General features: G+C 64.2%; 7 protein-coding genes. All 7 read right to left on the reverse strand.

The window, feature by feature from the left end; all coding sequences use genetic code 11:
* Window positions 1-206 precede the first annotated feature (206 nt).
* The 7 genes from VGM51_05205 to VGM51_05235 all read right to left on the reverse strand — a co-directional run bounded on the left by VGM51_05205 (window position 207) and on the right by VGM51_05235 (window position 18,710).
* Window positions 207-962: a hypothetical protein gene (locus VGM51_05205; protein HEY3412444.1), complete on the reverse strand. Its 756-nt coding sequence runs from the start codon at window positions 960-962 to the stop codon at window positions 207-209.
* Window positions 963-1,102: 140 nt separating this feature from the next.
* Window positions 1,103-2,128 (reverse strand): hypothetical protein, encoded by a 1,026-nt coding sequence (locus VGM51_05210; protein ID HEY3412445.1) that lies wholly within the window; start codon window positions 2,126-2,128, stop codon window positions 1,103-1,105.
* 60 nt (window positions 2,129-2,188) lie between these two features.
* Window positions 2,189-3,097: a hypothetical protein gene (locus tag VGM51_05215; protein ID HEY3412446.1), complete on the reverse strand. Its 909-nt coding sequence runs from the start codon at window positions 3,095-3,097 to the stop codon at window positions 2,189-2,191.
* Window positions 3,098-3,099: 2 nt separating this feature from the next.
* Entirely contained in the window at window positions 3,100-3,948 is an 849-nt protein-coding gene (locus VGM51_05220; protein HEY3412447.1) for a hypothetical protein, read from the reverse strand.
* Entirely contained in the window at window positions 3,949-5,436 is a 1,488-nt protein-coding gene (gene pilM, locus VGM51_05225) for a type IV pilus assembly protein PilM (GenBank protein HEY3412448.1), read from the reverse strand. It abuts the gene before it with no gap.
* Between the two features lie 311 nt (window positions 5,437-5,747).
* A complete protein-coding gene (locus tag VGM51_05230; protein ID HEY3412449.1) occupies window positions 5,748-13,940 on the reverse strand; it encodes a hypothetical protein in 8,193 nt (2,730 codons plus the stop codon).
* Window positions 13,941-14,129: 189 nt separating this feature from the next.
* Window positions 14,130-18,710, reverse strand: coding sequence for a hypothetical protein (locus tag VGM51_05235; GenBank protein HEY3412450.1), 4,581 nt, complete (start codon window positions 18,708-18,710; stop codon window positions 14,130-14,132).
* Window positions 18,711-18,794 lie beyond the last annotated feature (84 nt).

Raw genomic sequence — 18,794 nt, forward strand, 5'->3', positions numbered from 1 at the left:
GATTCCCTCCTGATTTGGATACGGGCGCCGGATAGGGTAGCAGAATGGCTCCCGCCGTAATTCACGTGCCGCTCCCGGCGGGATGGCATCGCCCGTGATGTGTTCTTGTTCAAAATCCATGTATATCAAACGGATGCGAACGCTCGCACACGCTTGATGCGCCGGGCCCCTTTGTTTGGAAGGCGCCCGGCGCAAAACGCTGGCGTCTAGCGGCCGAAGCCGCCGCCGCCAAAGCCGCCGCCGCCAAAGCCGCCGCCGCCGAAGCCGCCGCCGCCACCGAAGCTGCTGCCGCCGCCGAAGCCGCCGCCGCCGAAGCCGCTGCTGCCGCCGAAGCCGCCGCCGCCGAAGCTGCTGCCGCCGCCGAAGCCGCCGCTCATGCCGCCGCCGCCGAAGCCGCCGCCCATGCCGCCGCCGCTCATGCCGCCGCCCATATTATTGGCCGCGCGGTTGCTGCCCTGGCCAGAAAGCGTTCCGTAGATATCCAGCGAGTCCGCGAAGTTCATCGGGATCTTTTCAATCTGAAGCGGGGGAGCGACATCCGTCGTCGCCGGGCCGGCGTCGGTCGGAAGTGTGCCGCCCACCGGGCTGGCCGCCACGTCAACTTTCTTGGCGTCGATGATGTACACGCCGGTGTCGCGGTCTTTCTTATACGAGAGGTTCGCGGTCTTCGTGATGATGTTAAGCGCGGCGTCGAACGTGACGTCCTGCAGCGTTACCGTTACCGTTGGAGCGACCTGTGTGGCTTCCGGAGTAAGGGCGTAGTTAAGGCCAGTGCCACGAAATAGAGTGTCCATTGCGTCTCGAGTGGCCATGTCCTTAAAGTCGATGCTGATCGTCTTCGCGGGCTTGGCCACCGGCGCGGGCGCGGGCGTCGGAGCAGGTGTTGTGTCTTGCGCGGAAGACACACCGAGGGAGGTCAACCCGACCAGCACGACGGCTGTTCCAAACAGGCTAAATCTCATTACAGAAACGTTTCCTTCCGTTGGGTGCTGCTGACGGTACATCAGCGGAAGCACACCATATTGTACTCATTTTCATTGGACTCGGCAATGAGCCGCATCCCTCAAATTCGCCATAGACTCGCAGAACATCGGCCGGGGCCTTAGCCTTCAGGCAGCGGCGGGCCGCCGGGACGTGGCCCGCCGGGCATCGGTGGGCCACCACGGAAGCCGCCAGGGACCGGGCCGCCATACGGCACACCGCGTCCCATGCCACCGGGGGTGGTGACGCTCCCTTCGGGAGCGCCCTTTAGCGGAACCCTGATCGTGCTGGACTGACCTGGTTTCGGACTATCGAGCCGTTTGAGAACGATGCCATCGCGGTCGATGCGGGTCACCTTGACACGTTCGGTGCCTGAGGTGAGGACGTCGCCGGGCTTAACTACACTGGTCTTACCATCGGTTTCCAGAACACCGAGCACGCGATCTCCATACAGGAGACCGGCAACGCGGCGTACGACGGGGATCTCATTTGGTTGGGAAGGATTGGGCGTCTCTGCCACGAGAGCTTTGGTTCGCCAGAGGGACGGCGGAGATGGAAGCTGGCGCATCTGCTCGTTCAGTGCAATCTCCCTTTGCTGCGCAAGCCATTTGCGCCGCAATTCACGGAGCGCAGCCGCGCTCCTCATGCCGAACGGGGCGAACGGATCCCGGCGCGGCGCATATATGGAAGCCCCTGAAACCTTTTTCGACGCCCTCCTGGGCCCCGCGGCAACCGGAGCGGAACCGGTAGAGCCGCCGTCCAGCGTTTGAACGCCGCCCCCGAGGGTCTGCGGAGCGTCATTGGAAGGGCTTGGGGCCGGAGCGGTTTCGGGAGTCGGGGCGCCTGGCGCACCCGCAGCTCCGCCGGGCATCGGCGGACCACCCGGCATCGGCGGGCCGCCGGGCATCGGTGGGCCACCTGGCCGCATGCCACCGGGCAGCGGTGGGCCGGCGGCGTTGCCGCCGAACCCGGCCGTCGTGCCATCCGGATTCGCAGCCACCTCTTCCGAACCGGACCCGCCAATGATGCCCGTCACCTTGAATAGACCGAGGATCAGGAGCAACAGGACCACCGCTCCCACACCACCGTATATCATGGCCTGCTGGCGGTTGTTCTCGATGTATTCTTTTAGGTCAAACTTCGCCATTCAATCTGCCTCTCACTCAGCACAACACTGCTCGGCAACGCTCGTCGCGACCCGCGCCGATCAGCCCATCGGCGCGCCGCCGGGGCGCGGTCCACCGGGCATCGGCGGTCCACCGGGCATGGGCGGGCCACCTGGCATCGGCGGGCCGCCTGGCCTCATGCCGCCAGGCATCGGGCCGCCGGGTTGTCCGGACGCACCCGGGGTGGTTGCGCCGCCGGCCGCGCCGCCGCCCGGAACCGAAGCCTTCTGCATCTTGTCGCCGTTCAACGGGTACACATAGACCGTCATGTTCATTTCCGCAACGACGGTGTCGCCGTTGCCGGTCAGGAACGCCGGAACGGGGCTGCCTCCGATGGTATTCGCGTCCTGCGTCTGCGACTGGGCGGACGTAAGGATCACCTTGTCGATCGAGGCCAGGCGCCGGCATTCCCTGGTGGACCTGAGCATCCGCATGATACCCGGAAATGTGCCTCGAACCTTCACGCCTTCGATAACCAGTTTTTCGAGCGTGGGATCGATGGTGTTGGGGTTCGTTCCATCCGGCGGCCCTTTCACCTCGGGCATGGTGATCACCGTGTTGCCGGTGCTCCTGATCCATCGCGTGATTACGGAGGCGCAGACGGTGTTCTTCTCAAGGGTGAGATCCTCCCAGGCCGTCCAGATATCCGCGCCGAGGTCAAGCGGCTGATTCCGAGGACCAATGCGGAAGTAGTGAGCCTGGGCCACCCTCCACTGGTTCTGGGTAATCGCGGCCTTCTGCTCGGCGGTCGCCAGCTGTTTCTCCGCGGCGGCCTTCTTCGAAGGATCCGCCTGGGCTTCCAGGTCCTCGACAGCGGCACGGTTGGCGGTGTTGGTCTTCACAAGCGGCGCGATCCAAAGGTACGCCGCCGCTCCTCCGACGATGGCCGCCAGGAGGATCGCCAGGATTCCGATGTGAACAGGCTTCAGTTTGGGGGGGGTTAGATTCATCTCTATTGTACTTGCGGCTGGGCGGCGCCCGGCGGAGTGGCGATATCTATCTTGTTCAGTAGGTCGATGGCGATCTCAACGTCATACATCGCCGGCTGCGGCGGACCGGACGGCGCGGCGGCGGCGGGCATGCCTGACGCTCCGCCAAGCGCATAATTGTATTGACCGGAGGCTCCCGTCGCGGGACTGGCAATGCTCATGGGAGAGTTCGGGTTCATGCCACCTGGCATGGGGGGGCCGCCCGCCATCGGTGGCCCGCCGGGCATGGGTGGTCCGCCGGACAGGGACTGCGCGCCGACAGACGAGCCGGAACCCGACGTGTCTGTACTCGCCGCGCCGTACGAGACGGCCATAACGGAATCGATGATCGGGCAGCGCCGCAGATTCCGCGTCGTCATGTTGACCAAAGTGGCCTGCGCCATTCTCTTCGATTCCGGCAGGCGAACATGCATGGTGACGGAAACCGAGCCCGGCGTGGGCGTGATGTCTGAGACAACGGCGCCGGGGTAGGTATAATTGGCGATGGAATTGAACACCTTCGCCCAACCGGCGTTCTTTCCCGTGACGGGGTTCACGGCCGTGTCGATGAACGTGGTCTTTTCCAGAACACCCTTTACCGCCGCCGTGGCGTCATCCGCCTTCTTGTTGATTCCGGCGATCTCCGTCACCGCGGCTTGGGCAACTCCCTGTCGGGCGGCCAGGTCTTTGGCGACGTTATTCTGGAACATGCCGAACGCGACCAATCCGGCCGCTTCGGCCAGAATGAGTAACGCGGCAAGCAACCACGCCACTCTCACCTTCTTGCGGAGGTAATAGGCGGCCGGTATCAGGTTAATGGTCGGGATTGACATTTATGCGGCCTTTTTCTTTCCAACGGGGGCCGTGGCGATGGCGTTGCGCGCGCTGAGACCGATGGCCACCGGTATGAGCGCGGCTATCTGCTGAAGGTAGTCCGATGGAACCGCCGGGGAGCCCAGCGATGTCGCCGCGGGCAATCCAGCGATCTGAACGGGAAGGCCCAATTCCTTCTCCAGGAAGCCATTGAGACCCGGGAGATTCGTCACGCCGCCGAACAGGACCACGCGGTCCACCCGGGCGTCATTCGCTCGCGTGGTATAGTACTCTACGGAACGCTTGATCTCGGTGGCCATTTCGGCGACCACCGGCATAAACGCGTCGGAAATCTCCCGGCGATGCCTTTCAGCCTCAGTGAGGACCTCAGGTACGGGCTCCGGGGCCGGCGCTGGGGCAGCCTCGACAACAGGCTCCACGGGGCCGCTGTTGGCCGGGCCGACATCGGGCAGTTCAAAGGTCGGGCCGTCGGCGGGCGCTGGCGAGAAGTCAACACCGAACGCGGGCGGAATCTCGGGGTCACCGAAGGCGGGCGCCGTCCCGAACGTTGGTTCCGGGATCGTCTGCGGAGTGTCGCCGAATATCGGGATATCCGGGGCGGAAGGGGGAACGATACCGGCTGCGCTAGGAGTGAGCGGGGCAGAGAGGTTCAGGCCCTGGCCGGCAAAATCGCCGAACTCGAACTGCTCCTCGGCCTGCGGGGCTTCCCCACCCCAACGCTCGCTGGCGTCATCGGGAACGAAGCCGTGCTGCTTCTTCAGGTGCTCCGCCTGGGTGATGTCCACATTGAGCGCGTGGGAGACCGCTTCCGTCATCGCGTTGCCCGCAACGGGGATCGTACGCGGGAAGGCAAGCGTTCCGGACTCGTAAATGCCGACGTCAATCTTGGAGGCGCCGATATTTACGAGGGCAACGGTCTGGCCGGGATAGGCATCGTCCACGTCAAACAGCGCGCGCGCGCCTGCGAGGCACTCTACATCGATCGCCACCGGTGTGAGGCCGGCCATAAGTATCGTCTGCAGCATGCCCGCGACAACGGCGTTTTGGGCGACGGCCAGCAGAACCGCCATGTTGGGCGAGTTCGGGTCGTCGGTGGGGCGCGCCATCGGCTCAAAATCTTTAACAACCTCGTCCGGAGCGAACGGGATGTGCCGGTCGATTTCCCATTTCATCGTCTCCGCGAGTTCCTTGTCGGTCATCTTGGGGACTTCAATCACGCGCACAACAACCGACGATTGCCCGGCGACCGAGGCCACCACGGATTTCGTCTTGATGCGGCTTTCGGCCAGCAATTGCTTGATCGCTGAAGCGAGGACGGCGGGATCAACGATCTCGTCGTTCACGATGCACCCGGGAGGGGTGGGCAACACTCCGACTCCGGTAATCGAGAGGGCGCCTTTGCTTGGGCGCATTTCAACGACCTTGATGAAGGCCGCCCCGATATCCAGACCGAGAACCGGGGTTCCGCCCTTGTTGGTAACCGCCATGCGTTCCTCTTGTGGTGGGATCCGGACCATCGCCTCAGCGACGGCCAAAGGTGGTGCGGGAAGCGCTGCGCCGTGTAGGGGCGCACGCGACCTCATGCTAACACTAAGACGGGCAAAGGGTCAATACGGTGTCAGGTTTCGGGTGACCGGTTGCTGGTGACGGGTGTCCGGTATCGGGCACGGTGGCCCGGTCTACCCCAACACACGCCTCCCGTCACCTGTCACCCGTCAGGCTGCGGGTGACGGGTGGGTCAGGCACGAAAGCCCGACCTTCCCGACACCCGCTGCCTTCCACCTGTCACCCATTCACCCTACTTGTTCCGGAAATCCGGACTCAGAGTTGTATAGTAGACGTCGCTTGCGGAGCCCGCGTACATCAGACCTCCGAACGAGCTCTTGGGGTCATCGAATATCTGGTAGTAATACGGATCGACCGGTTTAGACTGGATGAGCGACGGCACACTGGTTGTATTCCCCGCGCTGCGGCTGGGCCTGGTGCTTTCCCAGAACAGCCACATGCTGTTATTGCCACGGACGTAATACAGCGGATCACCCGGCGGCACGTCGCTGAACGGGTCCTTGAACATCCAGGGCACGCTGTCATTGCCTTGCGCCTGGGTTGGAACGGCCCGCGGCTGGGTCCACGTCTCCATCGGAAGCCTGAAATCGCCGCCCGCGGTCCCGTACCTTACAGGAGCCGGGATGCCTTCCGGTATCCACCCGATCGTGAAGCGCCCCACTTTGCTTCCGCCCATATAGACGTCCACAACATCTCCATCGTTCGCTCCGGTAAAGAAGAGACGTCCATTTTTCCGGTCGACCGTCACATAGAGATCGACCTGCGCTCCCGAAGTGTCCGTGAAGCTGATGACGGGCAGCTTGCCTTTGCTGTCCAATGGTATAGGCGCGACGCCGGTGTCGACGCCCAGCCGATACGTCTGGTAGAACAGCGAGCTCTGGCGCGTGGCGCCTTCGGGCGCCGCGCTGCGGCGCCACAAGACCCACATCCGGTCGCGACGGATCACCAGCGGGTTCGTCGCCGTAATGGGCGCATTTGTCTCCGTCGGATCCGTCACCACCTCGTGCGTTTCGTCGATCCATATCTGCGGCATCGTGTCGGAGATGTCGTCGTCGGCGGTCACGCGCAGCGCATAGGGGTTCATCGCCACGAAGACGAAGTCCTGCACCAGGACGTTATTGGCATCGGAATGCGGCACGGTCATCGGCGCAGGGTGCCCCACCGGGTCCGAGGTTGTGAAGCGGACGGTGCCGCCGCCGGCGTCGATAAACGCCGTCACATTCGGCAGGTTACCGCCCGCGGCCATATGGCCCGTGACTTCCACGATGCCACCCTGGTTGTTCCCGGGATTGCGCGACGTGAAGGTCGCAAACAACCGGTAGTCGTTGTCATTGCTCGGCTGGCCTTGAGGCGCCACGGGCTTCTGGAACCAGTAGACGACCGTTCCGAGCGGCCCACGGCCGAGCCAGTCCGCCCAGCGCGAGCGGAAGATGGGGCGCGGTTCGCCGGCCACGCGGATCAGCGGGTCCAGCGGCTTGTTGTCGATGCTCCTGGGGTCGGCGCCCTTTCGCGCGAATCCCATCGTGCCCCAACCGCCGACGGTGGCGGCCGAGCCATCCTCCGCGGATTTCATCGCCACGTAGCGCACCACGTATATGTCCGGGTTGCGCGCCGAGCGGTTGTAGCCCGTGAAGGCGACTTCCAGGACGCCCTGCCGGTATTTCGCGTTGGACGAATCCAGGAGCACCTTGGGCATTTGATGGTAGTACACGCTGGGGTGTAGCGCGCTGCCGACGCCGGTCGGCAGCGCCAACTGCGTCGTTTTCCAGGTAGCGTCCTTGCTGATGGCGCCGGTATTGTCGGTCGCGATCGTGCTGACGTAGAGTTTCCAGGCGCCCGGGGCGCCGCCGAACCACGCGACACCGAGCCCGATCACGCGCTCGCCAGTCAGGTAGGCGGATCCCACCTCGGCGCCATTCTTCGTGAGGGTGCCGCCGGCGGTGATCAGGAAAGGCCGCGGCCCGTATTTCGGGGTGAACGGATCGAGCGAGCGCAGGCCATTCACCACGCCGACAGCCTGAATGGAGCCACCGGAAATGCCCACGGTGGCGTTGGAACGATCCACCGCGATGGGCGCGTAGAAGATGGCGCTCCGCTGGTCGGCGCCGATGCCCGTCGTTCCGACCCAGAAGACGACGCGCGGGAAATTCGTGCCGTGATACTCAGTCAGAGGCGCGGGCGACGTGTAATTGAGATCGGACGCCGATATCTCGCCCGGTTTCACGCCCAGCGCATCCGCCACGGTTGCGTTGTCAGGAAGCCACGGCTCCGCGCTCGGCGCACCGAACCATCGGGCGGGCGCGCCGAAATTCGGGAACAGGAAGAGCCCGCCGGTGTTGCCGCCCTGGTACTGCCAGCCCCACGGGTTCTGCGCCAGCACGCCGGTGAGGAACTGATTCACGTTGGCGCCGTAGTTGATGGGCGGATTGGTCGGATCCTGCCACGTCATCGCGCTGGCGAAGATATGGTACTTAGAGGCCGCTTCCGCCTTCGGAACGAACGGCGCAATCGGCTGGAAGCCGCTGCTCCCGACTTCCCCGACGCGGTTACTGGACCAGAAGGTGACAAGGTCGCCCGTCGAAGGATCGCGGAAGGCAGACGGTGTCGTATCCTGGGCCAGCGACTGCCACACTTTTCCGAGGCTGGCCAAGTCGTTCGGCGTGGCGAACGTTGCGGACATGGCGACGCCGGTGTCGGCGTTCGGCAGGAACGGGGCGAGGCGCGAGGTCTTGTCGGTAAGCCGGGCTTCGCCCACGTTGACGGTGACCACCGAGTCCGCGCTCACTCCGGACTCGCCGGGCGTTAGGACGCCGTCGCCGGAAGTGAACTTGCCCGCGGCAAACTGGATGTCCTCGAAGACAACAAACCGGCCGTTAGGCGTGGAATAGCGTCCCGGCGGCGTTCCCGGCGGGATGGCAACCGTGAGATACGGCAGCCCCGGAGGCGACGCCACGCCGGTCGCGTTGTGCTGGCGGCGGACATAGCCCGCGGCCCAGAGGTTGGGAGCGTCCGGCGCCGTCGAGGGAGACGCTGCAAAGACGTCCTTCACCTGGATGATACGGCCGTTTCCGTCGTCGCCGATGGCGCCCGGGGTCGGCTTGCGAACCGGCGTCCACAGCCGCGGATCGGACGGACCGCCCGCGCCGGATTTCGGCAGCGGATCGATTGTGGAGGCCAGGTTAAACCGCTTCAACTTGCCGGACCCAGGCCAGTTGCTGTGCTCGTCGGCGCCCAGGTACGGGTTCTGGTCGATCTCTGGCGCTTCCAGATGGGCGGCCAGCGGATCGTACTTGTCGAGGCGCAGGCTCCAGAGGTTCACATTTCCCGTGTTGTAGACCGCAAACGGCGCATAGTAGGAGCGCTCGCCGAACAGCAATCTGTCTTCGTCGCCCGGACTTGCGCCGGCGGTAACGGCCTGGTTGTCGTAGTAGTACTGGAACGGGATATAGCCGGCAGGGATGCTGGATTCCGGGCTGCGCGGCACGTCGATGGTGGTCGTCGCGACCTTCAACGATTCGTTCGGACGGACCTGCGCGCCGGACACGAACATACGATAGGCTTCGCCGGCGTCGGTGTCGGGCGAGCCGTTGCCATTCACGTCCGCGTATACCTTGGTCAGGTACTGCTGTTCCCGGGCAACGAAAGCGTTGGATGTGGGCAGCAGCGGGTTGTTGATACCGCCGGCGTAATACTGCTGCGCATTGGTGTGGCTCGGATCGGTGAACGCGCCATACAACCCGGCCCCCAGGGACCGGCCGGCGGGGTTCCACGCCAGTAGAGCCGCCGCGGCCGCCGAGTTGTTCGTCGGATTGATGGTGTAGTAACCGGGGCCAACGCCCGAAACCTTGCTCTGATCGCCGGGATCGATGTTCGGCGGCGAGTAGTTGGCGGGCTGATATTTCGGGACGGCGACGCGCATCGAGAAGTTGGCGAACCCGTTCGGGAAAAGCGGGGCGTCATCGAGGGTGGCGTCGGACTCCGTGTCGCCGGCCATGGTCGGCTCCCGCAGCCAGGTTGTCTTGCCCGCGTCAATGTCCGGGTAGTCGAGGCTCTTGTTCTCCTCGCCCGTGACGAACGGGGGGGTCTCGGCGCCAATGTACACATGCGCGTTCGGATCCTGGGCGCTTGCTATCTGCGGCCCCCAATAGGACGGCAGGTTCGGATCGGTAGCCTGCGCATACAGCGGCTCCGGCGGCAACGTGCCCAGCGATGACGGAAGGCCGTTCGGGAGATTGCCTGTATTCACTAGCAGCGGCTTGTAAGCCGCCTTCGGGCCGCCGACCCAGCGAAGCCTGTTGCCCTGGACGCGGACGCGCAGGTAGATGTTGTCGCCGGAGCCGGCGAGCTTGGAGTTCGCCAGCGCGCGCAACTGCGGCAGGTGGCTCCGGTCAACGACCGTCACCAGGTTCTGCGGGATCGTATTCGTCCCGTGGTCTCCGATCACGGACGTCTCGATCGGGATGCGCTCGTTGCCGTTGCGGTCGACTTCCTTCTCCTGGTCCGTTGTAGGCGTCACGGGCGTCGTGGCGGTCGCCAGCAACGGCGCCGGTACGGTGGTGGCGTCACCGGGCGTGAAATGCCCCATCATATTGATCGGGTTGCCCAGGCGGAATTTGGTGAGCGAAGCAATCTTCACGCGTTGTGAAGCCTGTCTGCGCCGGACTTCCTTGCCATTGACCACGTCGACGAGATCGGGCGCCTGATAGAACGCCGTGACGGTGTAGCCCGATCCGCGCCAGCCCGGGGCCAGCAATTGCCCGTGCAGCGGGTTGACGTATTCGGATTGCGGCGCCATCGGATATCGCAGGCCGATCGGAACAGATTCGCCAAACGGGTTCAGGTAGAATATCTGCCGGGAGAATCCGGTGGTCCCCGAACTCTCCAGCGAGCCCTTCAGCGTCGCCGTGGTGCCCGGCCCCGTCAACTGGAAGGTTAGTGTGCCCCAGTCGGTTTTAGCCTTGGCGGCCTCGGTGTCGAGGCCCGGGCCCCATGCGACCACGCCTACCGGATCGCCCCATTCCAGGAGGGCGCCGTTGGCGGCCTGGAAGTTGGCGTTGGCCACCCCCACAGGCTGCGGCGTGGTGGGTCCCAATTTGGCGGCATTGCCCGGAGGTCCACCGGTGGGCGCGGCCGTGCCCTGAAACGCCTGAGGCGTGGTGAAGTTGTAGCCGAACCCGGCCTGGAAGATGTCAACGTAGAACTCGAGGTCGCCCGCCACGGACGCGCCGCCGCTGGGGCGGACGCGGTCGGGCGCCGGGCCGCGCTGGCCCCTGTTGCGGTAGCCAGTGCGTCCGCCGCCGCCGACGTTCCCGAAGTCAAAATCAGGCAGTTGGTTCGCCCACGCATATAGAAGCCCGTTGTCGCCGCCCGCATACACATAACCGGCGTGGATGACCGGGGTGGAGACGACCGGCTGCTGGACCGGCTGAAGGCTCGTGACCGGCGGATCGACGCTCGTGTCGGTGGTCGGTACGTCCGAATCGACTTCCCAGCCCCAAGACAATTCACCGCCCGTTGTCGCCGGCGTCATGAGTTTGTTGTGGACGTCGGTCACCGGCTGGGTGCGCGCGGATGTGGTATCGAGGGCGAGCACACCGGTTGTGACACCGATAAAGACGTAACTGCGCCCGGCCGCCGCCGGATAGCTTGACGTGAGCATAAGGGGCGAACTGACCACGGGCGACGAGTAAAGCCCCGCCGTTCCCGCGACATTGCCGGGAAGCGAATACGGAAGACGCCAGTACAGGCGGTCCACGCTGGCTTTGGCATCGTCGGCCGGCCCGGCCCGCAGGGGGTAGACCCGTCCGTTGTTGTCGATCGCGAAAAGGATGCTCTGATCCTTTAGCGGGCTTCCCTCTCCAGACCCGGCGCTGACCGCTTCGTTGACCTCGCTGAATATCTGTTGGCCGGTGGCGTACGCGGGTGTGACGTTGAACGCGGACGGGCGGATGGTGTAGTCGGTGGCGGGTGTTTTGTCGAAATCCGTGTTGACATCGCGCGTCACGTCATTCCAGCGGTCAAAGGTCCACTTGACGGTTCCGTTCAAAGGATTGACGCAGAAGATGGTGCCGCCGCTGAGGCCGGCTTCAGCGCCGATCGTGGCGTCGTTCTGGTTCGTGGGCGAGGTCACAAAGATCGCGTCTATCTGGGGAATGACGTGGCCGGACGACGGTTCAATGTAGGGGCTTCCGGCGATTGGCCGGGCGACCACCGTCGCCAGCAGCGGCTTGGACTGCGCGGGGACGAGGCGGCCGCTCTGGGAGTTCACCTTCGTGTCCGGCAGAATCACCGTGCCGGATGTGGTAACCTTCTCAAAAGGGTAAGCCACGAAGCCGAAATGGTCCAGCCGGTATCGCGTGCCGTTGGTGGACGTTGTGCCGATGGTTCCGCCCTGGACGGAATCGGTGACGTCCCAGCCCGCGCTTGTGCCGTCGCGGATCGGCGAACCGTCCGCCGCGTCTAGCGCGTACACCTTGCCGTCATCGCAGCCGAAGAACAGAGCGAGGCGGCCGGTCGCATCAGCCGCACCGGGCCGCAGCTGGCTCTTGGCGGTCGGCAGGAACCCAAGTGTGGGCGACGTGTTGATCGGGTTGCCCGCGACGCTGTCGTAAGTGATGTAAGTGGGATTCTTCGCGTCGCCCGTGCGCAGAATGCCCTGCCCCAGCGGCGTCGTCTTGAACTCCCATTCCTCCAAGCCGGTCGCGGCGTCGATGCAGAACATGCGGCCCATCGCGGAGCCTACGAACACCACGACGCGTGTCTGCCCCGGGTGGCTGAACGCCGTGGAGGGAAGGGCGATTTCGGCGGAAACCGGGCTCGAGATAATGGCGCCGGAAACGATTGGAGCATAGGGAGCGAGCAGCGGGCCGTCCGATTTCGCATTAACGGTATCGCCGCTCAGCGTCGGGATATATTCGCCGGGCGGTGTAGTAATGACCGCCACCTGGGAGCGTGTGCTGCCGTTAAGCGTCGAGTAGACCGGAACGCGGGCGGCGGCGTGGAACGCCCATACCAAGCGGCCCATATACGTGCTGGTGAGCGAGCCGCCTCCTGTGGCGGGAACGCGGCGGGCGCCTCGCGGATCGGCGTCGAAAGCATACAGGTATCCGTCATCGGACCCAACGATGTACAACTGCTCGGTCGCGAGGCCCGCTTCCTTGACGATCTTCAGCGGGTCGCGACGGTCGTCCCGGACGTGCTGGAGGTTCGTGTCGTAGTTGTAATACGCGGAGATGTAGGAAACGGGGACCTGGAGCCGAACGAAGGCGCCCGTGGAATTGATGGGCCCCATGCCGTTCGCCTGCCGGAATCTGTTGTCCAGCGGGCCGGAGAACACGTCGCCCTTCGTCTTGCCGGCGTTTTCAACCAGCCCGAACGCCTTGCCGGTGATGCTGAGGTTGTACAGGCGGTCCGTGACGCGCTCCGGGATATCCGCGCGGTTCGGGCCAACGGGGCCGGCGCCGCTGTCGATGCCGGGGCCGGTACCTTTGATATCGGTCGTATTGGCGACGGCGGGCATCATCCACTGGGTGGCCACGGCCTCGCGGCCGGGCTTCTCAATCGTCGCATCCTCCGTGCTGTACGGCGAGGTGCTGCTGCGTGATTCCTCAGGAGAGTAGTCGAACGCGCGCATCGCGGTATCCGACGCGTTGATGAAGAAGCGGTGCTGCGCGAGCGACGGAGACCCGGCAAAGGTGCCCTGTGAAGAGGTGCTGGCATTCCCGATCTCGTCCTGCGGGACCAGGTAATACGGAAGGTTTCGGACGCCATACCACCAGAACGGCTTGAAGTTGCGGGAGAAATTGGTGAACTCGGCGAGTTCGGTCGTGCCCGCGAAGCCTTCAAGTGAGAACACGCAACCGGTGTTCTGCATGTTCAAATAGTTGTACGGGTCGGAATTGGCATCGTAGACCTCCGTTCCGGAGGCGTCCGTGGAAAAGTCTCCCACACGCGTGCCGGGCAGGTTGTTGCGCACATCGCGGCGGACCATTGTGGTGGATCCGAACATGACGGTCATCGCCAATTCGGGGGTGATATCGTCACCGCCCACCATGACGCCGGCCACTGTGGCGGACGAACGGATCTGGCCCAGGGTGTAGCCAAGGGGGTAGGCGTTGCCGGGGTCGTCGAAACCCGCACCCTCAACGTCCAGCGGGTAGAACCAGGTCAGGTCCGGATTCGGGAGCCAGCCGGCGGTGCCCCTGCTGTCCGTGTATTTGACCTTGAAGGCGGGCATCTGGTTGGATTTCAGGCCCTGGCCCGTCGGGTCGTCCGGATCAAAGCCGAGACTGGTGCGCAATTCGTTTTGCCGGTATGTGCGCCATTGGCCCTTGACCAGATTCTGGGTTTCCGCGGCGAAGGCCCCACCGGCAATGGCCAGCGCGAGCCCCGCAACCGTGACCGACGATCTTCGCAGCAACTTCATTTCCCATCCCCCGGCGCGCGCCGGTAATATCGTGTGTAACACAAGCAGTACGCGCCCAATTGATTGGACCGAAGCCCATACCGGGCGGTTCCAGGCCGTGGGGCCGGGTTCAATACCAAAACAGCGTTTCAGCCCGTGCCGGACGGGCACGGAATTGCCAGCGCCACTCTCGGCTCGCGATGGCTCCGTCTAGAACAGACGGTCCGCGTAGACGGGACGGTTCAAAGCGCCCGTTCCCTCGATGCTGGGCGCCGTCTGAGACAGGATGCTCTGTAGGTCGCCGGCCAGCGCGGCCTTAGGTGAGTATTCGAACACGCGGCCGGTTTTCTGATTCACCATCAGCACATTGCCATTTTGCAGACGCTTGGCCATGGACGTTCCGGTGGTGTGCCCCCCGCTACCCATCAGGCCGTTCGTGATAGTGCCCAACGGTATATTGGCGACGATCGGCCCATTGGGGAACGTCGTGAGGATGGTCGCCAGGCCCGCCGGATCAGCGGGGCGCTTCGTAAGGTCGAAGATGTTGTTCCCGTCGGTCATTGTCACGCGCCAGTCAAAGGCGCCGTCGCCGGTTACGTAGCGGTTGAAATACACGGGTCGCGCCAGCGGGAAGCCCTTGGTCGGGTCGCTGTCGTAGTGCGCCTTGCTGAGGAAGTAGACGACCTTCCCAGCCGCGCTCTTCGCCCCGCCGCCATAGGTTTCCGATTTGCCACCCAACAAGACCAGGCTGCCGCCGGCCGTGGCCGGAAGTCCCGTTACGGCGCCGGACAGGGCCGAGTCATCGGATTGCACTTCCGCGCTGTTCACGGCATAGTTGATGACGCTGGCGATGGTGCGGCCATAATCCAGGCTGCCGTTGTTGGGATCATTTGGCTTATAGTACGCTTCGCGTTGAGCCTGGAAGAACTGATAGCCCTTCCCCGCCGGCCCCCTGCCCGCCCATACAAGCACATTGTTCGCCTGATCCGCGTCGTCCGGCGAGAACCGCGAAACGATTTCCAGGATGCGGTTGTTGCCGAAGTCCGTTATCAGGGTGTGCTGGGCCCGCGCGCCCACATTATCGTTCGCATCCCACTCGTAGGTTTCCCATCGCTGGGCGGACGTGGGGCTGCTGAGCGCACGGCTCTCATTGGCGCCAAGGAGGCCATACGGATCCGCAAACTCGGTGCACTGCCACACGATGTTTCCGGTGCGGTCCACCTCAACCACCCGGTTGTTGCCTGTGTCGCAGACAAGCGTGTTGGTGGAGTTGATCCGCACGGCCATCGTCGGCTGGTTGAGGGCCTTCGATACCGGGGGATCCAGCCGACCTTCAGCCCAGGGCGGGTGCTGCGCCCCGACGCCGGGCGATCCGAACTCGCGGTTCTGCACCGTGCTGTCGAGGCTCCAGATGATCTCGCTGCCTGTGGGGGAAAACTCGACGAGTCCTCCGACCGGCGCGTACGTGGATGCCACCTCGATAATGCGCGTGGAGTCGGTGATGAGTGTGCGCGGCGAATAGAACGAATAGAGGCCAACCGGTGCGTTCTCAATCAGGGTCCCGTTCGCGACGATCGGTGTTGAGCGGAGCGGCGCGCGCGGATCTACCGATGGATTCGGATACGTCGAGATGGAGAAACCGGCCGAAGCCGCGAGGCTCGGGTACGTGGCGCGGAGCATTTTGCGGGTGGTCAGCCGCCGCACGACGTCCAGGCTCGTGGGCAGAGGAACCGTCCAGATGTCTCCGCTGTCCGAACCGACGTAGATGCTGCCGCCGGCAACCGTCACGCCCGTTCGCACGCCCCCGCCGGCGCCCACCGGGACAGCCGCGGAAAACGCGAGCAGGTTTGTCGGATCCGAACCTTCGCCCCGTTCCGACTTGTAGTACACGGTGGGCGTTTCGCTCTGGACCGCCACGGCCTTCCCCGTGGTCACGTCGAGCGCCTGATAATTGACCTGCATATCGCCCGGCCGGCTGAAATCGATAGCGCCGCTGCCCGACCCGCTGCTGAGCGTGCGGAAGGTGATCAAGCCGCGAAGCACGTTTCCGATGTTGGTGTTGTCCACATCGAAGAGCCCGTAGCCCACCTGCTGGAGGTCGCCGGTGCAGAGGTTTCGCTGAAGGATGCTGACGGAGCCCTTCTGCGACGGGTCAATTGGCGAGTTCAGCAACAAACCGAACTTGGTGTTCTGAACATAGAAGCCATCCACGCCACCGGTAGAAGTGACCGGATCCCGCCAATGCCCGTTCGCAACGTAGAGGATGCCGCGATCGACTGCCGGCGTGCCCAGAACCACAGGCTGCGGCGTTGGCGGAGCTGAGGCGCAGCCTCCGCTCACGTACGATGCGGAACCGACAGAGTAGACGAAGGTGAGCTGCGGCGAGTTCAACGGCGGCTGATAGTTCGGGTTGCCGGTGACCGTGAATCCCAGGTTCTGCTGGCGCATTTCCACGCCCATGACGATAGGCGCCTGGTTAGCGCCTTGCCCGACATCGGAGGCCACCCAGTACATACCGCCGGCGGACGACACAACGGGGGTCGTCAGGATCTCCATGAACTTATTGATGTCGCCGACCACGTACGACCACGCGTCATAAGTCCACCGGGGATTGTAGCCCGCGAACGGCGCCACGGGAGCCTGGGGCGCAAAATCGTAGTCAGCGCGAAGGTCGTTTTCGAGCCCCACAGGCACCGGGGCATCGATGTACATGCGGTTGCGGTTGTTGGCCGTATCCACCGCCATTGTGCCGATGACCGGTACGCCCGAGCTCCCAACCCACACAGTCACATTCACAGCGGGTATGGAATTGTCCCGCGAAAAGCGCGTCCAGAATTTGCGGTTATTGGAGTCGCCGTTGTAAAGCAGCTTCTCGCCGCGCACGCCGATTGGGAAAGCGGTGACGCGCGACGCCTGCGCGGGGCCGTAGCCGGAGCTCGCTTTGATGGACAGCGAGGGAACGAGGAGCATAATGTCCGTGGCGCCGCTGTAGCCCTTGTCCGGTATCGCCGCGACGGTGGGTGTGGCGCTTGGGATGCCGAGGCGCGTGACGCGGACGCCTGCCGCTGTGCCCGCCGTGATATCAGGGTATTGCCAGCGCGTCTGCAGTGTGACCGGATCGATCTCCGCCAGCGCGCCGACGCCCAGGTCGGCGCTGGGGCTTGCACGCACGCCCACCACGAACAGGCGGCCGTTATACCAAACGGGCGCGGGGATCCGGTAGGTGGCCTTCTCGCCAGGAGGGTAATCTGTAGCCGACGAGGGCAGGTTCGCACCAAGGAGCGGCGGGAACGTTCCGAAGCCGTTAACCCTAACAGACTGAATCGTCGTAGTTGGCTTCAGTCGCCCGTTGGCGGTCCGGGGCAGTGCGTCCGCCGCGAACACGCTTCCGTTCGCCAGCATGCCATAGAGACGCGGGCGGTTGCCGAAGTCCCCGATTACGAGCGATGAGCACGGCCCTGGGAGTGGCACCTCCCAGATGCGGTCGCTGCTGGGCGTGAGCGGATTTTGAAGCCCATCGTCAGGGTTGCCGTCGCCGTCCAGATCGCGGTCCGGGTCCATGTCATACGCGCGGAGGAAGCCATCCGATGTGGCGGCGTAGCAGATGCCGTTCCACACCACGGGATCGCTCACAAAGGGCACGGTTGCGACCTTGTACTTGCCGGATGCCGAGTCGAGTTTGAAGTTTTCGGGGTACTGCCATTTGCGACCGAGCGGCGTGTTCAGATCCTGCCGGCTGCCGGACGCGTGGCGCGCGCCGCCGCCGGGCTGCGGTGATTGGAACCGGTACGATATCAGGTTGATGAGAAACTTCAGTTCGGGCGCCGGGACGCGCGACGCGTCCGATCCGCTGGCGGGCCCTGTGTTGGCGCCGCGCCAGCCCGCGCCCGTCGTCACGTCATCGACGCCCGGAACCGCCCGGAACCCCTGGGTCAGTTCACGCCCGAAAGCGCGGCTTGTGACCACGATGGCGCCCTGTCCGTACGTGGTCGCAGCGATAACGGGGCGATCGGCTATCGCGGAAACCACGGTCCACGGCAGGGGGGCGCCCGGGCTGATCGTCTGGGTTAAGGCGTTGTTCAACGAGATGGAAGCGCCGCCGCGGTTAAGGCCCAACTGGGCAATTTCACGGGCCGACAATGGGTTGGGAGTGCTGAGCAGGGCGTTGAGCGGATCGCCGGCGGGCCGACCGCGTCCGCCTGCCATGAACCCGACGCCGATCAGGTCTTCGTCCAGTGTTTCGGGGTTCATCGAACCGCCCGTCGCGTTGTCATACCAAAGCGTCAGTCCGGCGTCCACCGCACGCCGTAGTTTCTCGCGGTCGTCCACGGTCAGGGTATCTGTGGTGGAGTCATTGTACGGGAGCGGTATGTAAAGCACGTCGTAATTGGCCAATTGCTCCGCGGTGACCTCGTGAAGGTAGACCTCCCAGTACGCGCCCATATTCTTGTTCAGGCGCGGTGGATTACTGGGGTTGATCGTCAGCCCGTAGCGCGCGGCCATGATGCCGTCCATGAACGGTGCAGCATAGGGGTTCACGATCTCCCACGAGTAGGGCCGTATGTCCGGCCTGGCGTTCAGCGCGTGGAATACGTAACTGAACGGGTGCGCCCCGTCCGCGGCGGTGGACGTTATCGCCCTGCCATCCGCCCACGCGTAGCGATTCGCCAGCAACACCCCGCAGCGTATCGTCTGCACCTTGGTGTTGTAGGTATGCGCCGCGGCGAACAACGGCGCGGCGCTGAGAGCCAGCGCCAGTCCGATGCCCAGATATCTTGTTCCGTGCTTCATTATTTGTAGCCAGTAGTCAGTAGGCAGTAGTCAGTAGACCGGGAGCGGCGGGCAGGTAACGGCGGCTTGAACCCATGCTCATCA

This window comes from Armatimonadota bacterium (assembly GCA_036504095.1).
In the GTDB taxonomy this organism is placed as follows: Bacteria; Armatimonadota; DTGP01; order JAKQQT01; family JAKQQT01; genus DASXUL01.